Source organism: Brevibacillus fortis (assembly GCF_046196545.1).
GTDB classification, from domain to species: Bacteria; Bacillota; Bacilli; order Brevibacillales; family Brevibacillaceae; genus Brevibacillus; species Brevibacillus fortis_A.
Genome location: NZ_CP176370.1, coordinates 3,808,273 through 3,826,756 on the forward strand (window position 1 = coordinate 3,808,273; position 18,484 = coordinate 3,826,756).

The window sequence follows — 18,484 nt, forward strand, 5'->3', positions numbered from 1 at the left end:
CCCTCGGCGTATCAAGCAATTAAATCCATATAATGCGTGACCTTGCTTAACTTCTTTGTTTCACGGCAGTATCGGCAGGTGCCGCATCTTTTTGGTTCCGTGAAACCAGACTTTACTTCAATGATTCGAGGCATACGCCGTTCTATCTCAGCCAGCTCATCTTCAATCCGGTGTGTATCCATGCTGATTACTTCCTTGTCTGGTGGGTCTTCCTTGGAAACAGCGATGATGTAAGGATCGTACCAATGGCTGCGACCGTGATAGATTCGTTCCAACTCCACGTAAAGCGCCATCTGCCTCAGATAACCGTATGCCTCAACGAATGAGACATAGCAGCCGAGTTCCTTATCCCAGTGCTTCCCCCGGATATCCCTGACTGTCTTGATATCCGCGATCCGTTCTCCTTCAGCATGTAGAACGTCCAGCTTTGCCTTCCATATCGCTCCTGCAAATTCTGCTGTTATGATCTTTTCTTTCTCTCCTTGAAGAAGGAAAGTTATAAACGGATCATTTGCCAATGTTTCAATCATTTTGTCTGCGACCTTGTAATGTGCATACAGTTCGCCTTTTTTTGTGAACAATGCCGGGTTGCTTGCCTTAAATTCTTCTAGCGCTCCTTCGGCCCAAGCATGTACGTATGAACCAATTAGCAAAGCATCGCTTGGTGGCTCTATCCAAGCCCCCTTCACCTTTGCCACGGCCCTAGCCTCGCATTCAATGAAGTCCTTGTACTGGCTGTTGCTCATATAAACTAGATCAGCCTCAATCGAGTGGTAGTTCTGATTGTTCAGCTCCACCATCAGGATTTACACCACCTTGCTCTTGCTGCTGTTGTTGTTTGAATTGTTCTTCCAGCTTCGACCCATTCTCATGAGTTAATCGAATATCGAAGTAATCCTCACGCTTTCCCATGCCATCTTTCAACGAACGATACACATTTCCTAAACGAATGAAGTCATGTTCCGAGAAGGCATCTACCTTACAACCGATGTATTTTTCCACCATTTCTTTTGAAATGCTGTAGTCCTTCTCAAACAACACAAGCGCATTTCTCACCCTATCCGAGAGTGGCTCTTTATGACCGCTAACAAGTGTCACTTTGCATTGCTCAATCGCAGCATCTACAATGTCACCCGGTATGACCGAGAGAATGCATGCCCTAACCCGGCGAGCTCCCTGATTTGCTACAAGCTCATAAATATCCCGAGGGTCGTCTAGCTTATTAATCGATCCGCGCGCTTTCCTCTCATGCTTCACGGTAAACGTTTTTGATTGGCGAGTGTTCGTTTCTAGATCCCAAGCATAGGCCATCACCGATGACTCCCCGTTTCTCTGCTCCAGCTCAATAATTCCTGAGTCGATATTTCCCCAGCATTGAGCAAGCACTTCTGCTAAACGAATGGATGGCCCTGTAACCTTTTGTCCGCCTCTTGGATATTCGTACATCGCATTTTCAGCAAGTATCTTGCGGCTGCAAGCCTTCATAATGCGACCATATGCTTCGTTTTCATCCCGCGGAAACCGCTTTGCAACCACCATTGCAGCTTGTACTTCCTGCGCCTGTCTTGTCATTAGCGCCTCAGTCCCCGCCGTTTTTGGCTGAGAAGGTGCTTGCATATATTCGGTTGGATCAAATTGTTGTAGACTCAAATAGCTCCGCCTCCTTGCACTTTCAGCTCGTTGACGTTACGATACTGCTAAGTGGTAAATGCTTCGAATCAGACTCAGCGTTGCAGCGCTGGGTCTTTTACTTTTCTTCTTGGCAATCTTCGCAAGTTCTTGGATGTCCAGGTTCCTCAAAATCGTCCATATATGCGCCGCATACTTGGCAAAGCAAACCTGATAGAATCATTTCTGCCACTTGCCCCACTCTTCACACCTCCTCTGGATTTGGTCGCGAGGCGCCACCGTCCCAACCTCTACGGCAGCCGTTGTAGTTCCTTGCCTACGCCACGTCTTGACCTCGCTATGTATTACTTGGAGGTTCGAACCTCCGTGGAAGACTCCCTCACGTGCGCTCTCATATTCTAGGAGGTCGCAGAATCTTCCACGCAGGGCCGAAGCCCGCGTTACTTTATCAAGCGTCTTGCCTGTTCCCTTATCCCCTCTACGAAATCCTCTTGATTCATCGTTGCTTTCCCCTCAACAAGAAGCTCCAATTCTTCGATAACATCCCGCACCGTCCATTCAAGCCCGCTGTCATCAACCTCAAAAGCTAAGGGTTCCAATTGCCGCTGTCTGTTAGGCTCTGTCCGTTCGACGTACTCCGGAAAATCAAGCAGTTGCTGCATGAATGACAACCTCCTCTGGCTTTTTTACTGGCTTCAAGCTATTTAGAAAGTTCCTCAATCGCTCGATCTCTTCCCAATTTTGCAAGACTATTTCTTGCCCTTCAGTCAATTTGGAGAATTCGCTGATTTTTAAAGCTCCGTTCACCTGAAATGCGGCCCAACGATCACCTTTCCAATCAATGTTTTCTACTGCTACGATGCCTCTATCCAAAAGCGATTTACTCACGGGGTTGTCCTCCTTATGTGGTTGTGGTATTCTTCCGATACAGTGTTTTTCTAAGCCGTCCGTTCGCCGCGGGCGGTTTTTTTATATTGTAGGTATGCAGCGACTTCTCTCGCTTTCAAAAGGACCGCTTTCCGCTTGCCCTTCACCATTACATACGGTGCTTTAAGAAATCGCCTCTCCCGCTCTGCCTTTACCTCCCGTAAACGAGCAGCAAGCCATAGAGCCTGTGACGCCTTGTTTTGTGCCAAACCTCTACGGTTCTCAACCGCTCTTTCTAACGCTCCAGAAGCCTGTTCTAACTGTTCCTCATCCAAGTAACCGGGATTTCCACCATACATTTCGATAAGAGTATTTGCCGTGATGATAAGCCGTTTTGCTTGCCAGGCATTACCCGCTTGCTGAACCCTGACCTTCTCTTCCACTAATGCCCCAATCATAATCATGAGCTGGTCTTGATCAAACACCATGTACTGATTATTCATGTAGCCCTACCCCTTTCATCATTTTCATGAGTCCGTTTTTCATCCACTTTGATTTGTGGATTGCCCATTGTTTAATCCATGACACCTTGTACTCCCTGCAAAGGATTGCTGCGAGGTTGGTACTTGCTGTGACGACATCCAATGTCTCTTGGATCAAGGTTTCGATTGCTTGCCTTTCCTGTGTTGTTAAGGATCGTGGCGGCGTACTGATAAGGCTTTCCTCTGCCTCTCGAATCACTTTCAATAGCTCGTTCATTTCGTGTTCCGTGCGATCCAGAACGGTGTGACGATTCACTTCGATTCGATCACCGCCTATGATTCCGGGGCTCGTCCCAGCAGTTGACTCTTGAGCAGCCTCCATTGACAGGTATGGGTTATCCGTTAATAGCACCGATTTCGACTTAATATCTGGAGGCGTAATAGTCCTACCCGTTGTGTAGGAGGAGATTGCCTCTCTGCTGACGTTCGTTTCGAAGCTGAATGCCATTTGAGTCATCCCAGCCTCATGGAGTGACTGGCTCAATTGCCTGCCAAAGTCGCTCATGTGTTCGCACCATCCTTACCTTCGTTATTCGATTTTCGATGTACAATGAATCCAAGCTCACTTTCCAGACTCTCCCTCGGCATCCATATGAGCCGAGGGCTTTCTTTTTCTGATTAGCTCATGCAGTCTTTCTTTGTAAGCCAGAAGTCTTGGGAGCCGACGTTGCCGTTTCTCTCGTGGCCATTTTGCTGATTGTTTGACTTTCTTGGTGTACCAGCTAATTCGTTTAACCAAATGATCGAGTTCATCCAAATTGATCACCTCACTTTCATCACACAACTGCATGCAGCGTCGAGTCTTGGCAGTGACCCCACCTGACCTTGTTATCACCCTTACCTGGTGAAATGGTGGAATGTATTAAGGCGCGGCTCATATCATCGCTCGCTCCCGCTCTTCGGCGCTCTATGCAGTTGTGTGAGTGTCGTCCAGCACTCGTTTAGGCTGTTTCCTCTTTTTTTACTGGTTGATCTGTTTCAGTGACTTCCTTTGGTTCTGCTGGTTTTGACTTAAGCAAAACCTCTAAAGCATGGACCATTCGTTTCATATCAGGTGCGAACTCACGGTGGAATTCGATACCTTTAGGTTGTTTGATCATTGTGGGCCTCCTTTCAGGCTGGCTTAGATACCACACAACTACACGTAATGTGACATTTATCTTCAAAAAAAAGTGTCCAATCAACGTCAAGCACTTTAGCTATACGCTTTGCAACATTCACACTTGGGGTACGATTATTCTGCTCTATCATTGCGTAGGTTGTTCGAGCAATTCCAGCTTTGCTTGCGACTTTTTCTTGTGTGAGACTAAGTTTGTTGCGTTTTGAAATTAGCCATTCTCTCATAATATAACCTCCCTCTATGTCACAATTCGTGTAACTTGATTCAAATATATTACACGATATGTGTCTTGTCAACCAAAAAATACACTTATCGTGACACTGATTTCAATGTCACTCTTTGTGTAGTTATAATAAGTTTAGGAGGTGTTCTAGTTGCTAGGTAAACGCTTGAAAGATTTACGTACTCGAACGAAACTGCGCCAGGAAGATGTCGCAACTAAAATTGGCATCGCAAGAACTACATATGCAATGTATGAACAAAGCAAACGCGAGCCAGATAACGAAACCCTCCAAAAGTTAGCTGATTATTTTGAGGTCTCAATTGACTATCTACTAGGACGCAGTAACAATTCTAGTCGTGATAAAAACCAGTCAAAACAACCAGAATTTGAAAGCCTATTCTTCTACGAATTAGAAAAGCTAAGCGAGGAAGATAAACAAAAGGCTTTAGAGCATGTAAGGTACTTGAGATATATTGCGGAGCAGCAGAAATGACAACGAGACGAGCTACTTAATAGCTGTCTCGTTTTTATTCAGGGTCAGGAGGATCAATTTATGGGTAAATACGGAGATGCTGCCGTTTTAGCTGTTAAATTGATTGAATCAAATCAAGCTTCAACTCCACAAATGCTTGGGGAGCAAGCATCTACCGAGGAATTTTTCGCAAGGACACATTGACATCAATAAAAATGACAGCATCAAGTATTAGAAAAATAATTAGTGCGTTAACCTATTATTGATGCTATTGAGATAACTTGAGTCTTTGACTTCCTGTAAAATAACAAGAAATTTAAAACTAATTTTCTTGAAGAGGTAAGAACATTATGTCGATCAAAAAAATTACTATTAAAAATGTTAAATCAATTCGTAATGAAACAATCCTTTTTAGTGATGTTACATGTCTTATCGGTGAAAATGGAAGTGGTAAAACCAATATAATTAATTCAATCAATTTTTTTTACGACAGTTTAGTAAATAATAGTGTAAGTACAGCTTTACTAGATACCATAAATCCTTATCATGATTTTTTCGAAGTAACAATGTTTTATGACTTTACATTTCTAAATAAAATCGTCCGGCAATACCTAAATAGGTCTATTTTCAGTTTAGATAGTGATTTTTTCAACAAGATATATGAACTATCTCAATTCACAAATAATGATGAGTTATCTTTAAGATTAAGGAAAAATAAAAACGGTACTGTTGAATGGTTACCAGAAATACCCTATGAATTACGTAGCTCCCTTAAAAATTTATTTCCAGTTTACATGATAAAATGCAGACACATCAATCTTACAGATTGGGAGAAACTATGGGAATTTATTGGAGATTTTAGCAAGCTCCCATCTGTTGATTTCCAATCTGATTTTGAAAAATTTTTCAGTAATACTTTCGGTACTACATACACTGATACAACCAGTATAATAAAGTCTGTCCTTCAAAAAAGTAACATAGAAACAACTTCATTTGGTTCCCAAGAATTATTCATAAAAATATTACAATTACAGTTGAACGGTAGCGATTTCAACCACAAAAATGAAAACCTTGATTACTACTCCGATGGAATAAATTCATTTAATTTTTTAGTTTTACTAGGTGGAATAATTGGTGAAATATCAAGGGATAAGATTAAACATGCACTTATCATATTAGATGAACCAGAAACAGGGCTACACCCCCAATATATTGATAAACTAGTTAAGGCCTACAATTATGAGTCTGGTAAACCTCAGGTAGTTTTATCAACTCATTCACCTCGTATTGTAAAAAACATTGTGAAGTCAAAGAATAATAGTTCAATATATCATATCGCTTTATCGAATAATTATTCAAAAATCAAGAGAATGAGGAAACCCGATGACTTAAAAGAAATAAATAAAATAACTGACCAAGAAGCAGGCTATTACTTCGCTAAGGGAATAGTATTTGTTGAAGGAGATACTGAAATTGAACTTTTTAGTAATGAAAAAATAAGAGAGCTCTTTCAATTCTTGAACTTTATTGATTTCTACTCTTTCGACGGCAATAGTGTAAAACTAAATATAGTTCATCCCAAACGCAAGAATATTAATATCCCCTACTTAGTCATCGTTGATATGGATAAGATACTTAAAGTAGATTCAAATAAAGTAAAGATCGTTAGCTCTAGTAATGAGCACATTAATCCTTTAGCTTCCAGTATGATTATGGAGAAAGAAAAGTTTTATTTTGGGAAAAAAAGAGACTCCACTCACCAATTAAGAAAACGTATAAATGGACTTATTAATAAGAGTACTTTTTCAATTGACTCAGATTGGTGGTATATCAACAGTAGTACCTTCAAATTAATTAAGTCTCTTGTATTGGAGTATTGTCGTGAATATAATGTGTACACTGTAGATACTACAATCGAAGGAGCTTTAGTAAATAATCTGAACTCAGCGGTTTTTATAGATTGGCTTAAAAAGAAATATAACACCTTTAATAAAATTTTTGATGATTTATATAATTTCAAAGACGATAGTTACTATCAAACTACAGTGTCAAGACTCATAGTCAATGGTAAGTACGATATTTTAAGAACAAAAGGTGAATTTCAAAAGCATCTTAAGGAGTCAGAAAGAACACTAAATAATCAAGAGAAGAAAATATATGATACGATTAATATTTATAGTAAAAAATATGTTAAAACTAGTGGCTGGGTCACAGAGTGGATTGATTATATATTCGAAGAGTATATTGACAAAGAAATAGAAAAAAAGAAAAAAATAGAAATCTTTGAGTTACACTTTAAAGAACTATACGATATAATAAAAACAATAGAGACAAAGGTAGTTAATAACTTTTCGGGTGAGTAGTAAGGTCTTCGGACCCCACAATGACTTATTATTTTAACGAGTAATAAAAGGCTGTGGGTTAAGTGCCGCTATATGGAAAATCGCGGGCTGATTATCGCAGTTGTAATGTTTGCCCGCTGAAATTTCGCGAAGCGCAGTTTTGAGATGGTACTCATCCATCTTTTTTTTTTTGAGGACGTGAAATGTATGCTAAGTAAGAAATTTATTTTCAATACAGATTTCTTTTTTGACAAAATTTTAACTTTTAAACAGAAAGACGTTACAGACATTATTTCGGATAAGAACAAAGATTATTCTATAATGTTTATTCCTAAAAAATCAGGTTCAAGAAAACTTCATTGCTTGAATGATGATTCATTACTAAGACAGTTACAGGACAAATTGAGAATTAATTTTTTGAATCATATTCCATTGCCAGATTACGTTTATGGCTTTGTCAAAGGATCTTCATATAAAGATTATTTAATACCACATCTTAATAATCAGTTTTATCTAAGAATAGACATTCAGGACTTTTTTGATTCAATCTCTAAAGAACTAGTAATAAGTGTTTTCGACAACTACTTTAAAATTAGTGAAGACGACAAACAACAAATCTTAAAACTGTTTTACGAGATCATTTCTTTAAATAATAAGATACCCCAAGGTGCTATTACGTCGCCCAGTGTTTCAAACATTGTGTTCAGACAACTTGATCTTAGAATAAATCAGTACTGTAAAAAGTTTAATATCGTATATACACGTTATGCTGATGATTTACTCTTTTCTTCGAATAACAAGTATCTTCACAATCCGTTTTTTATTAAGAAAATTGCACGAATACTTTATTCCAAAGGTTTTAAACTAAATAATAAAAAAATTAGAAAAGGAAAAGAAAGTATTAGTCTAAACGGATTTGTTGTTGGAAAGGAGATTACTCTTTCAAGAAGAAGATTGTATGATATTAATAAGGTTATTTTCATAGCTGAAGCTAGTAGTAACATTCCTATTGACCAGTTAATTCAGAAGCTAAACTCCGAACCACTGTATTATCGAAAAAAACACGACAATTTGTACTTTAGAAGAAAATCAGATCTGATTAACTATTTTGGCGGATACAGGTCATTCTTATTGAATTGGGTAAATCGAGATTCCGATAACAGTAAAATCCAAAAACTTTTAGAACGAATTGAAAAAATAATGATTACACTAGATTAATATTGCAATGAAGTAAAACATTTGAAATCGTACTTAAAGTGACACTTCTACTTACCATCCAAAGAGAATTTTTGCAGAAAAAGAGCGCTTTTACCCACGCGTTCTTTTTTGTTTCTTACTACTTTCTACCTCTTAATTCTATAAAGAGAACTATGCACACTTAACAAAGAGCCTAATCTTTTTTAGGCCACACATTTAACACCATGTTGACTCCATCAATTCTTGCTATTTTACCAAGTTGCAGATTATTTCCTTTAATAACGATAGTCACCTCTTACTAAGCAAGTCCATGACTTCCTCAGACCAACATTATACACTCGATAAATAGTTCTAAATACCTGCAACATTCGATTTTGTTTATGCAACACAAAAGGAAAAAACCTCCTGATAAGCGCTCAAGAGGTGTGCTATCTTCTTTTATTCTACTGATTGATCCACATGTGCTACTGTTTATTGTTCGTAGGTCCACTCCAAGTAATCATATCAATTTGTTTATTTACACTCCAAACTTGAGGGTGTCTTGGATACCATCCCTCACCAGATACACTTTCAACATAGTACAAGTTTTTGCTATTAATTATCTTATAAACTTGCTTTATTCTATTTTTGTAGTAGTCAGTAAGACCAAATGTATTCCCACCCCAAGCAACAATAATGTCGTAAACTTCGCTTAAAACATCTTTAAGCACTTTATCATTATCTTCGCCAACAGCCAGATGGATTTGGTTATTATTAATATGGTTAGCGATCCCTTTTGGATCAGTTGAATAAAACGAGTATAAGTTCATTATCAGAACTTTTCTATATCCTTTTCCCCAACAAAACTTAAGAACGTTATTAATTGTATGGTCCGAATTATTTTTATCAGCTACACTCGGATTTTTCATGATAACCAGAACAGTCTTCTGATTCTCATCATCTCGTATTAAAGGAACTTCTAAAAGATACCTCTGATTGAGTTCTATACAACCCCTAAATTTGATATTTTCTTTATCAACATAGCTTTTGTACTTATAAATCTTCTGTCGTCTTGACATTCAGTGTTCACCTCATTTGCAAACTTAAACTGTAGGAACTTCATACATCTTATGGAGATCTGTAACTGTTACATTAATACCAAAGCGTTGTAAACTCTCTTGATGCTTCTCAAAAAGCTGAGCTATTAATTCAACCTTCTGTGATGCTTCTGCTAAATGAATCTGTCTATGGCAGTTAGGGCATAAAGCCACGATATTACCAGGTACATCTAGACTGTTCTCAAAATAATCTTGAAAACGCATTGGTATTAAGTGATGAGCCTCTACAAAGTTCTTTCCAGTAACACTCGAAGTAAATGTCAAATGCCTACAGTCAATCTCACACAAATAATTGGCAAACTCTAGCGCTTCTCTTGAAATTTTTGGATTTCTAGGATATTCCTCTTTGTTACCAGATTTCTTTATTGTTGGCTTAGGCTGCGGTTCAAGAGGAGTTTCACTTGGTTCTATTGTATTCACGAGGATTTGAAATTTATCCTCGTTCTCCTCTTCATCAAGTAAGTTCTTTTTAATTTTTTGATTTGTATATAATAACTCCGCCATTTCTGCAATCGACCTATTACCTAGATGGCCCTTTAGTTCTCTATATACACCTAACAAATTACGAAGATCATTAATGAGAACACTATCGTCAGGAATTTTTCCAAACTCATAAAACTTCCCACATATATGGCCTAACTCGTAACCTTCCCCAAGACCATTCGTCGCACGAAGATCTATCTCTTTAACTGAAAAATCATTTAATGCTGAACTTAGTAGATTGCGCCATGCATTAGCAACGGCTTTAATTTTTTCCCTCCCACCCTTTGTTCCGTACGTATCTTTAAAGAAGGTCCAACCTTGATTCAATGAGAGATATACTCCAGTCATGTCTGCCCGAAAAAGATAAACAATATCGTAACCTTTTGTTGCTGTTATAGTGATATCCTTATCAAATACAGCTAACCAAGGAATATCAGCCCAATTCCCTCTACCAGCGGATCCTTCAACTAAATATGTAGCTTCATTCAGACTTGCTCTTTCAAATAATACTTCTTTGGCATCTTGACGGATGTATCTAGCAATGTCATTTCCACCATAATTAGATAACTTAGCCACTTCATAATTCTGCAATATATGCTCTAATGTTTTTTTCAAGAGGACTCTCCTCCTACAATTTTTAATACTTTTCATCATATACCGACATAATCTAGAAAAATTTTACACCAAAAGGTATAATACTAATAGCCTATTTTGCTCTTTTTTTTTGCTTAAATACGAACGTACATTCTCATTCGAGGTGGTCCAGATTGAAAATCTCATACTCTCCTACTCCACTCGAAGCCTGGATAAGCCACTTTTACAGACAGCTAGGCATAACTTCACCTGTAGAACTGGACGAGCAACGAATCGCACGATCATTAGATATCTATCTCATTTACAAAGAGATTCCATCTATGGCATATGAACTCGGCCGATTTAAAAGCATCACCATTGACAAAAGGCTCCCCTTATTTATTCAAAGGGAGCATTTTTATCATGAGCTATGCCATATCCTGCGACATTCCGGACGTCAGATAATGATGCCAGCGGCATTTCGTGAGCTGCAGGAATGGGATGCAAGAAATTTTACAAGGTACGCTGCACTGCCCTTTCATATGCTGTCTAACCTTGAATTCGATCAACCAGGTATCATTGAGGAGTTATCTACCCAATTTGGAGTAACTCCAGTACTGTGTGAGGATAGATTAATCAGGATTCGAGAAAAGGTGCTTCGCTCAGCTCATGTTACTAAACCGAACCAATTTCTATCTTTCGACATAATGTGACTGCTTTTGCAATGGTTCTATATTACCATTTACATAAGTTTACATTATCGTTTGAAAGGATTGTTCCTTAATGACAATATTTCAGGCAGTAACTCCTTTTATTAAAGGAAACAATAGCAACCTACTCCCCCCTCAAATAGCAGCTTACGAAGCCGTTCACTCACACTATGAGGAGTTTTCTGATCATAAGTATCGAGAAGTTCTCGTAGTAATGCCAACTGGTTCTGGAAAAACTGGTCTGATGGCATTACTCCCCTTTCAAATAAGCAAAGGAAGAGTTTTGATAATTGCTCCTGGAAAAATCGTTAGAAAAACGATATTCCAAGAATTTGATTCTATCAGCAACCCAGAAAAGACATTCTGGTACAAACGAAAAGTTATTTTTGACAGAAAGTTATTCCCAAAAAGTTATCTATATAGGGGCTTCAACCCTAAGAATGACGGAGAGAAAGAACAAACTCTCCAAAAACTAAAAATGTCTGACATTGTCATAACGAACGTTCAAAAAATTACAGGTAGTAGTGAAAATGTTTCTTTAATCAATCTTTTAGACAGAGATTTCTTTGACATGATAATCATCGATGAAGCCCACCATTCGGCAGCACCAATGTGGCAAGAGACTTTATCCTATTTCAATGCAACTAAAATTGTAAAATTAACGGCAACACCTTTCAGAGGCGATGGTTTAGATATTACCGAAAACCCTAGGAATCCTATTTTTGAGTATTCACTTGGCGAGGCAATCCTAGATGGGCTTGTAAAAGATGTTGTTAAGGAAGAAGAAGTACCAGGCACTGTCGAATTTGTAGACAATGAATCTGGGCAAAAGTATAGTCTGAAACAAGCGCGTGCTATTTTAGGTGACGATTGGGTGAATAGAAGTGTAGCAATGTCAGAAAGTTGCTCAAAGGCAGTTATTAAACTTACCAAAGAAATCTTACTTGAAAAAAGGAACAGCTATCCCGCTCATCAAGTTTTAGCAGTTGCTTGCCATGATCAACACGCGAAAGATTTAACTAAATGGTTCAATGAAGAAGGATTAACAGCTACTTATGTTAGCAGCCATTTATCAGATAAAGAAAATGAAATTCGGATTAATGATTATTGTAATGGAGCATATGATGTCATAATTAATATTCAAATGCTCGGTGAGGGCTTTGACAACCCGAATACTTCCATAATATCGATATTTAGACCTTTTAAAACACTATCTCCATATGCCCAAGTTATTGGTCGAGGTTTAAGAAAAATAAGAGAGGAAAATACAACTGAACTTGAGAATTACTGTAATGTAGTTTATCATCAGGAACTCGACTTACAACGACTATGGCATTACTACAAAACTCAAAAGCGATACGCCGAATTAAAACGTGAGCAGTATGAACAAATAGAACTATTTGATTTTAGTGAATTGGGTATGATCGAAAAAACACCTGACAGATTTGTTCCAGATCGAACCGAGGAACCAGAACCTAAATTTGAACTACAGGTCGTAGGAAGTGTTAGCACATACCACTCCGGAGGTACTGGGAACCAAGATTCATTTTCCCAAAGCGGCTATAGTTCATACCAAGAAGCACGTGCCAGAATCATTAAAGATGAAGAAGAGAAATTGTTAAATGAATTAGATAAGTATCAAAAGTTATTTGATAATAAGTTAATTGATGAAGAAGAATATAACATCCTGAAAGAAAAAGCTGAATCGACTCGTCAAAATAAGTGGAATAAATTTAATGATGACTATAAAATGTACATTTTTTCAGAAAAGCTTCGTGACGAGTTTAAAATTTGGTTTAACAACGAACTTGAAAAATTCTTCAAAAAATCTAAATTACAAAAAGTTGGTTTTGAGCTTTTTCTCGACAGTGGTCAATTCCAGGAAAAAGTAAACAATGTAGGATTTATTGTAAAAAATCTTTATAAATCATTGTATGATCAGACTAGAAAGCATAATAGTTTATACACCCCGAATGACTTTCGAATTGCTAAAGATTCTACAATACAAAAATTCAATTTTTATTTAGAGCAGTACGGTGTTGACGAGGAGGAAATATAATGATCACTAAAGCAAGAAACGATTTTATTTATGTTGGTAACCATTATCTTGATATCTTCACTTCTAATATCCAGCAAGGAGGAACTATCGAATCAATGTGTGTCTCTGAAGAGCCTGATAGTAATATTAGATATGTAGAAATTGTAACTACATACTCAGAGGAAATAAGGACAATAGAGAATTTGAAGTATATTAATGGGAAGTTAGATAAATGGGAGATTACTGTTAACGATTCAATAGCTGAAACAGTGTTTGATCGAGAGAATTTTTATTTGCTTTATTCTATGCTTTAAGATATAAAAGCCCGCTGGGCTTTTTATTTCTCACCACGGAACGAACGTATATTCCTATTCAATAAAATATAAATAGAGGTGAACGTTTTTGATTAGGCTCGCCGTATATGCACGTGTCAGTTCAGATGATCAAGCAGAAAGAGGTACAATCGAAAACCAGCTCGAGTTTGCTCGTAAGTATGCGGATCTCCATCAGTTAGAAATTGTTAAGTGGTACAAGGATGATGGTGTAACTGGAACCGTTCCATTAGAAGCACGTCCAGCTGGTCGTGAACTGTTACAAGATGCTAAGAATGGAATTATCGATCTCCTTCTCATTTACCGGTTAGACCGACTTGGACGATCCGCAAGAATTATCCTGAATTCCGTCCACGAGCTAGAAACTGACGGTGTGAAGATTCGTTCCATGACGGAGCCCTTTGATACAGGTGACCCATCTGGTCGCTTCCTGCTAACCATTTTGGCAGGTGTAGCTGACCTAGAACGTGAGACCATCCTGGAACGTCTGTGGTACGGTGCAAACCGCGCTGCACGGTCTGGCAAATGGCTTGGTGGTATTGTCCCCTACGGTTATCGGGTAGACGCTGAAGGCTATCTGGAGGTATGTGAAGAGCTACTCCCCCACTCCGACATGACAGAGGCAGGTGTTGTCAGGCTGATCTTTCACATGTTAGCTAACCAAGGGCATTCCTGCATTAAGGTATCCGATTATTTGAATGCACTTGGCGTCCCTACTGCTTACGCAAGAGACGATCGGAAAGTAGCTCGTGGGAAACGTAAAGAGAATACCGCGGGTATCTGGCGCCCTTCAAGAGTACGTGGGATTATCACGAATACCTCTTACAAGGGAGTCCACTTTTATGGTAAAAGGAGTACGCGAAAACGCGATCTAATCGAACGCGAAGTTCCAGCAATAGTTGATGTTGACACGTGGGAAAAAGCGCAGAAAGTCCTTCGAAGTAATCAAATTGAAGCTATGCGGAACACAAAGAATCAGTATTTACTGCGAAGCCTACTAAAATGCCAGTGCTGCGGATTAAAGTATGTAGGGATTCATTATCCTGGAAGTAAACGAGCTTTAAAAGGTTTCTATGTCTGTACCGGTAAACAAGCATATAAGGGCCCGATGCAAGGGAAATGTACCTCGAAGAATTTACCGCAAGATTGGATCGAGGACCTTGTGTGGAGAGATTGCTTGGCCTTTATTAATCAGCCAGGGGAAGCCCTGCAGGAGATTGCAGCAGCAAGGGAAGTAAAGCAGACTGAGAAGGTCGATATGGAGTCCGAAACAGCACTGATCCAAAAGAGCATAGATGATAAAGACATCGAACGTCAAAGTATCCTGGATCTCTTCCGTAAAAGCATCATCACTTTTACCGATTTAGAAAAACAGATTCAAAAGATCAATCACGAGAAAGAGATTCTCGAGCAGCGCTTAAAAGAAATAAAGAGCTCGCTGCAAGTTGACCACGATTACTCTACGAAGATGATGAATGCTTTTCAATTACTCACCTCACTACGAAACAAGCTAGATGACAATCCATCATTCGAAACGAGGCGTGAAATTGTGAAAGCCCTCGTTGAACGAATTCAAGTACATACAACACCTAGTCAAGGTTCAAAACGCCCTCGTGCTTCAGTTACCGTTCAGTATTGTTTTGCCAAGGATATTATCTACACGGACAAGGATTGCACGAACCGATTAAAAGAAATCGAGCGGGGAAGGTAAAAACCTGCTTAGATCGTCCAATTGTAACAACCCCTGATTCCAGCGGCTGGCGCAGTACCTCTAATACATGCCGAGAAAACTCGGGCATCTCATCAAGAAAAAGGATACCACCGTGAGACAAGCTACACTCTCCGGGACGCGGGATTTGCGCACCACCGCCAATCAGTGCAGTAGCGGTAATCGTATGGTGCGGGGCACGAAAAGGTCTTTCCTCGACAAGCCCACTCTCCCGCTTCAATTGACCAGCAATACTGTATATTTTCGTCACTTCGTAAGATTCATGAATGGTCATGATCGGCATGATACCGGGCAGGCAAGTAGCTAAAAGAGTTTTCCCTGAACCTGGTGGCCCCACCAATATCACATTATGAAATCCAGCTGCAGCGATCTCCAAGCCACGTTTTACGAAGTGCTGTCCGTAAACATTGGCAAAGTTAGGAGGCAGCTGCTTCGCATTTGTCTTGGCAGTCTCAGATTCGGGAAAAATCAAGTCTGAGTTCTTACTATGAAGTCCTTCTTTCCAGTAGTTTACTGCCTCTTCCAGATTGCTCGCAGGCAATACGGTAATATCGACGAGCCGTGCTTCCGCTGCATTTTGTTCGGGGAGAATCACGTGGGTAAATCCTGCATTTTTGGCTTCTAGCAAGATAGGGAGTACGCCCGTTACAGGACGAAGAGAACCGTCTAATGCTAACTCTCCTAGTACGAGGATTCTCTCCGGTCTAGGGAGCATTTGCTTCGAGGCTAGTAAGATTCCAAAGGCAATTGCGAGGTCGAAGCCTGAGCCTTCCTTGCGCTGGTCTGCTGGTGCCAGGTTAACGGTGATCCGCTGCATTGGGTAGTCGTATCCTGCGTTGCGCAAGGCAGCACGAACACGATCTCTTGCTTCTTTTACTGCTGAACCACCCAGTCCAACCAAATCGAATTGGGGCAAACCATTAGCTATGTCTGTTTCTACAGTGACAACCATTCCATCTATGCCCAGCACCGTGCCTGAATAACTGCATGCGTACATGTCCTCTCCCCCTCTGGTTATAGGGTAGGAAAAGATAGAAGGGGTCGGCAAGTAATTTGGAGCTTTTGCCTAAGCGTTTATAAACATTTGTTTCTTTAATTCCGGACTTCATAGAACAGTAAGACTTGAGCAGTTGAACAGCGATTCAACTCTTACTTCTATGTTTTCGTAGCGAAAATGAATCTCTTCATTTTTGTCATAACAATAATCCTTATATATTGGTCATTTACTGTCTTGAATGCTTTTCCAAAGAAATCATTTTGACAGTGACCCCACCTTGACCTTGTTATCACCCTTACCTGGTGAAATGGTGGAATGTATTAAGGCGTAGCTCCTAACTTCGCTCTCTCCCGCTCTTCGGCCCTCTATGCAGTTGTGTGAGTGTCGGCCAGTATTCCTTTAGTCTATTTCCCTTTACTGATTGATCTGTCTCAGTAGCTTCCTTTGGTTCTGCTGGCTTTGACTTAAATAGAACCTCCAATGCTTGGACCATTCGTTTCATATCAGGAGTGAACACGATGGAATTCGATACCTTTAGGTGGTTTGATCATTGTTGGCCTCCTTTCAGGGCTGATATATCTTTGTCACACACATGAGACACCTTGTCCAAAAAAAGATATCTTCAAATGTACGATTTGGAAAAGCTGCAGCACTTTGGCGATGAAATCCTTCCCCAGCGAAAAGCGTTTGTCAACATCAAGAAGCTCCCCCCTCTATAGTTGGCTTCTTGATACACCAATAATTCGGCGTTTTTTTATTGGTATTAAAGAAAAAAGTGGATACAGAAGCCAGCGGGAACTCGCGGATGTTTCAGGTGAGAGCCATTCGACAATTAATAGAATTGAAGCTGGTACCCATAAAACTAAACACGAGACCTTGAAAGTGCTTGCAGCTTATCTAAAGGGCGTTACATATGAGGAGCTTTTGGAGAAAGCCGGAATTTTGGAGGATACAGCTTCCCCTTCCTCTAAGAAAGACAAACCTCTTTCCGAATATGAAAGCTTATTCTTCTACGAGTTAGAAAAGCTGAGCGAGGAAGACAAGCAGAAGGCCTTAGAACATGTGAGGTATTTGAGATATCTTGCGGAGCAACAGAAATGAAAACGAGACATCCTCAATTAGAAGATGTCTCGTTTTATTGTTCATACTCTACTGTGAAAATTTCGTTAGTATAACGTAATGAATAGTCCTTAAGAAGTTTTTTTAAAGAATCTGCTTCTTTCGGAAGCCGTTCCTCCAATACTTCCCATCCAGTTATAGTTATTTTCATGGGTAGCTTTACCATACCGGTGATTGCGTCCCAAAATGCATTCCAATTCATACCGTACACATCAGGGAAATCAAGTTGACGTTTCAAGATCATATGAAGATCTGCTGGAGCAACTACACGGGAAACATCTAAAAGTATATGCTCCTTCCTCGGCTTAAACTCTGTAATTATTGGTTGATTTGGATGTGAATTCAGACCGAACAATTCGGAATATTTCTCGTGTTCAAGTAAAAACTCTTCTATTTCTTCCCTTGAAGTATCTACATCCCCATATCCATCCAGGGCAAGCTCAAGGTTTCCCGTGATCGCATATAGATATCCATTCCATTTATGATCAGAATCAACGTAATTTGATAACCTATAGAGAATTTCACATGTCTCATAAAGAGTATAGTGTTTGTTTTTGTAACTGAGGTTAATCATTCCAACTATTATTTTTAATGCTTTTTCCTCTTCTGAATTAGTGCAAAGCTCGATAAGTAAGCGAGGAATGTCCTCCTCTTTTTTTACCATTGAAAGGTCAAACACGATATCAGGTATATCTGTTACCTCTAAAAGATCAATTACTTTATCTGCCCACGCGATTATATGATCTTTAGAAAAGAACCCAATAGATAATCCAATGTGGCATACTTTGGCTTCAAATCTAATTTCCATTTTCTTCACCACCAAGTTCCAGATAGTTAGTATCATATTAACATGCTGGAAAAGTCAGGAGTAGTGTTCAACGGACTATAATGAATCTTTCCAACGCTTGATAACACCACTGCAATCGACGGTGATCAGTGGATCTACTCTCCTAGCTTTGGAGTTGAAGTTGAGATTTTTCATGACAGAGAGATCCCCCCTACTGTCGATTACAA

The 18,484-nt window shown here is 39.3% G+C and carries 21 protein-coding genes and 1 pseudogene; 9 read left to right on the forward strand and 13 right to left on the reverse strand.

Going from position 1 to position 18,484, the window contains the following annotated elements:
* Positions 1-11: 11 nt before the first annotated feature.
* The 9 genes from ACKKE8_RS18845 to ACKKE8_RS18885 form a co-directional block, all read right to left on the reverse strand.
* Positions 12-800, reverse strand: coding sequence for a PD-(D/E)XK nuclease-like domain-containing protein (locus ACKKE8_RS18845; RefSeq protein ID WP_088908188.1), 789 nt, complete (start codon positions 798-800; stop codon positions 12-14).
* Entirely contained in the window at positions 763-1,617 is an 855-nt protein-coding gene (locus tag ACKKE8_RS18850; protein WP_409179160.1) for a hypothetical protein, read from the reverse strand. Before ACKKE8_RS18850 ends, ACKKE8_RS18845 begins: the two co-directional genes overlap by 38 nt.
* Before the next feature lie 452 nt (positions 1,618-2,069).
* Positions 2,070-2,291: a hypothetical protein gene (locus ACKKE8_RS18855; protein ID WP_007719610.1), complete on the reverse strand. Its 222-nt coding sequence runs from the start codon at positions 2,289-2,291 to the stop codon at positions 2,070-2,072.
* On the reverse strand, positions 2,275-2,517 hold the full coding sequence (locus tag ACKKE8_RS18860; RefSeq protein ID WP_409174399.1) for a hypothetical protein: 243 nt from the start codon (positions 2,515-2,517) through the stop codon (positions 2,275-2,277). The genes ACKKE8_RS18855 and ACKKE8_RS18860 overlap by 17 nt, the downstream gene beginning before the upstream one ends.
* A 50-nt stretch (positions 2,518-2,567) precedes the next feature.
* Entirely contained in the window at positions 2,568-2,999 is a 432-nt protein-coding gene (locus tag ACKKE8_RS18865; RefSeq protein WP_409174400.1) for a hypothetical protein, read from the reverse strand.
* Entirely contained in the window at positions 2,992-3,543 is a 552-nt protein-coding gene (locus ACKKE8_RS18870; RefSeq protein WP_409174401.1) for an XRE family transcriptional regulator, read from the reverse strand. The genes ACKKE8_RS18865 and ACKKE8_RS18870 overlap by 8 nt, the downstream gene beginning before the upstream one ends.
* 113 nt (positions 3,544-3,656) lie before the next feature.
* On the reverse strand, positions 3,657-3,791 hold the full coding sequence (locus ACKKE8_RS18875) for a hypothetical protein (protein WP_409174402.1): 135 nt from the start codon (positions 3,789-3,791) through the stop codon (positions 3,657-3,659).
* Positions 3,792-3,979: 188 nt separating this feature from the next.
* Complete coding sequence (locus tag ACKKE8_RS18880) at positions 3,980-4,138, reverse strand: hypothetical protein (RefSeq protein ID WP_185746314.1); 159 nt, start codon at positions 4,136-4,138, stop codon at positions 3,980-3,982.
* A gap of 13 nt (positions 4,139-4,151) precedes the next feature.
* Positions 4,152-4,382 carry a helix-turn-helix transcriptional regulator gene (locus ACKKE8_RS18885; protein ID WP_409174403.1) on the reverse strand — a complete coding sequence of 77 codons (231 nt, stop codon included), beginning with the start codon at positions 4,380-4,382 and terminating at the stop codon, positions 4,152-4,154.
* Between the two features lie 150 nt (positions 4,383-4,532).
* Between ACKKE8_RS18885 and ACKKE8_RS18890 the strand changes: the two genes are divergently transcribed.
* The 4 genes from ACKKE8_RS18890 to ACKKE8_RS18905 all read left to right on the forward strand — a co-directional run bounded on the left by ACKKE8_RS18890 (position 4,533) and on the right by ACKKE8_RS18905 (position 8,413).
* On the forward strand, positions 4,533-4,874 hold the full coding sequence (locus ACKKE8_RS18890) for a helix-turn-helix domain-containing protein (protein ID WP_409174404.1): 342 nt from the start codon (positions 4,533-4,535) through the stop codon (positions 4,872-4,874).
* Positions 4,875-4,934: 60 nt separating this feature from the next.
* Positions 4,935-5,057 (forward strand): hypothetical protein, encoded by a 123-nt coding sequence (locus ACKKE8_RS18895; RefSeq protein WP_409174405.1) that lies wholly within the window; start codon positions 4,935-4,937, stop codon positions 5,055-5,057.
* 146 nt (positions 5,058-5,203) lie between these two features.
* Positions 5,204-7,216: a retron Eco8 family effector endonuclease gene (locus tag ACKKE8_RS18900; RefSeq protein WP_409174406.1), complete on the forward strand. Its 2,013-nt coding sequence runs from the start codon at positions 5,204-5,206 to the stop codon at positions 7,214-7,216.
* A gap of 186 nt (positions 7,217-7,402) precedes the next feature.
* Positions 7,403-8,413: a reverse transcriptase family protein gene (locus tag ACKKE8_RS18905; protein ID WP_409174407.1), complete on the forward strand. Its 1,011-nt coding sequence runs from the start codon at positions 7,403-7,405 to the stop codon at positions 8,411-8,413.
* 443 nt (positions 8,414-8,856) lie between these two features.
* Here the strand turns inward: ACKKE8_RS18905 and ACKKE8_RS18910 are convergent, their stop codons facing one another.
* Together ACKKE8_RS18910 and ACKKE8_RS18915 are read right to left on the reverse strand one after the other, a co-directional pair.
* Positions 8,857-9,450, reverse strand: a complete 594-nt coding sequence (locus ACKKE8_RS18910) for a DUF1643 domain-containing protein (protein WP_409174408.1) — start codon at positions 9,448-9,450, stop codon at positions 8,857-8,859.
* Between the two features lie 24 nt (positions 9,451-9,474).
* A complete protein-coding gene (locus ACKKE8_RS18915) occupies positions 9,475-10,587 on the reverse strand; it encodes an MrcB family domain-containing protein (RefSeq protein WP_409174409.1) in 1,113 nt (370 codons plus the stop codon).
* Positions 10,588-10,739: 152 nt separating this feature from the next.
* Here ACKKE8_RS18915 and ACKKE8_RS18920 point away from each other — a divergent pair, with 152 nt between their 5' ends.
* The 4 genes from ACKKE8_RS18920 to ACKKE8_RS18935 all read left to right on the forward strand — a co-directional run bounded on the left by ACKKE8_RS18920 (position 10,740) and on the right by ACKKE8_RS18935 (position 15,336).
* Positions 10,740-11,258: an ImmA/IrrE family metallo-endopeptidase gene (locus tag ACKKE8_RS18920; protein WP_409174410.1), complete on the forward strand. Its 519-nt coding sequence runs from the start codon at positions 10,740-10,742 to the stop codon at positions 11,256-11,258.
* Positions 11,259-11,328: 70 nt separating this feature from the next.
* Positions 11,329-13,314, forward strand: coding sequence for a DEAD/DEAH box helicase (locus ACKKE8_RS18925; RefSeq protein WP_409174411.1), 1,986 nt, complete (start codon positions 11,329-11,331; stop codon positions 13,312-13,314).
* On the forward strand, positions 13,314-13,607 hold the full coding sequence (locus tag ACKKE8_RS18930) for a hypothetical protein (protein ID WP_409174412.1): 294 nt from the start codon (positions 13,314-13,316) through the stop codon (positions 13,605-13,607). The genes ACKKE8_RS18925 and ACKKE8_RS18930 overlap by 1 nt, the downstream gene beginning before the upstream one ends.
* Positions 13,608-13,695: 88 nt before the next feature.
* A complete protein-coding gene (locus tag ACKKE8_RS18935) occupies positions 13,696-15,336 on the forward strand; it encodes a recombinase family protein (protein ID WP_409174413.1) in 1,641 nt (546 codons plus the stop codon).
* Here the strand turns inward: ACKKE8_RS18935 and ACKKE8_RS18940 are convergent.
* A pseudogene (locus ACKKE8_RS18940) lies at positions 15,284-16,351 on the reverse strand (YifB family Mg chelatase-like AAA ATPase); the annotation flags it as partial. The gene ACKKE8_RS18935 and the pseudogene ACKKE8_RS18940 overlap by 53 nt on opposite strands.
* A gap of 738 nt (positions 16,352-17,089) precedes the next feature.
* Between ACKKE8_RS18940 and ACKKE8_RS18945 the strand changes: the two are divergent.
* A complete protein-coding gene (locus ACKKE8_RS18945) occupies positions 17,090-17,452 on the forward strand; it encodes a helix-turn-helix domain-containing protein (RefSeq protein WP_409179161.1) in 363 nt (120 codons plus the stop codon).
* A gap of 34 nt (positions 17,453-17,486) precedes the next feature.
* Here the strand turns inward: ACKKE8_RS18945 and ACKKE8_RS18950 are convergent, their stop codons facing one another.
* Positions 17,487-18,278 (reverse strand): barstar family protein, encoded by a 792-nt coding sequence (locus ACKKE8_RS18950; protein ID WP_409174414.1) that lies wholly within the window; start codon positions 18,276-18,278, stop codon positions 17,487-17,489.
* Between the last annotated feature and the right edge of the window lie 206 nt (positions 18,279-18,484).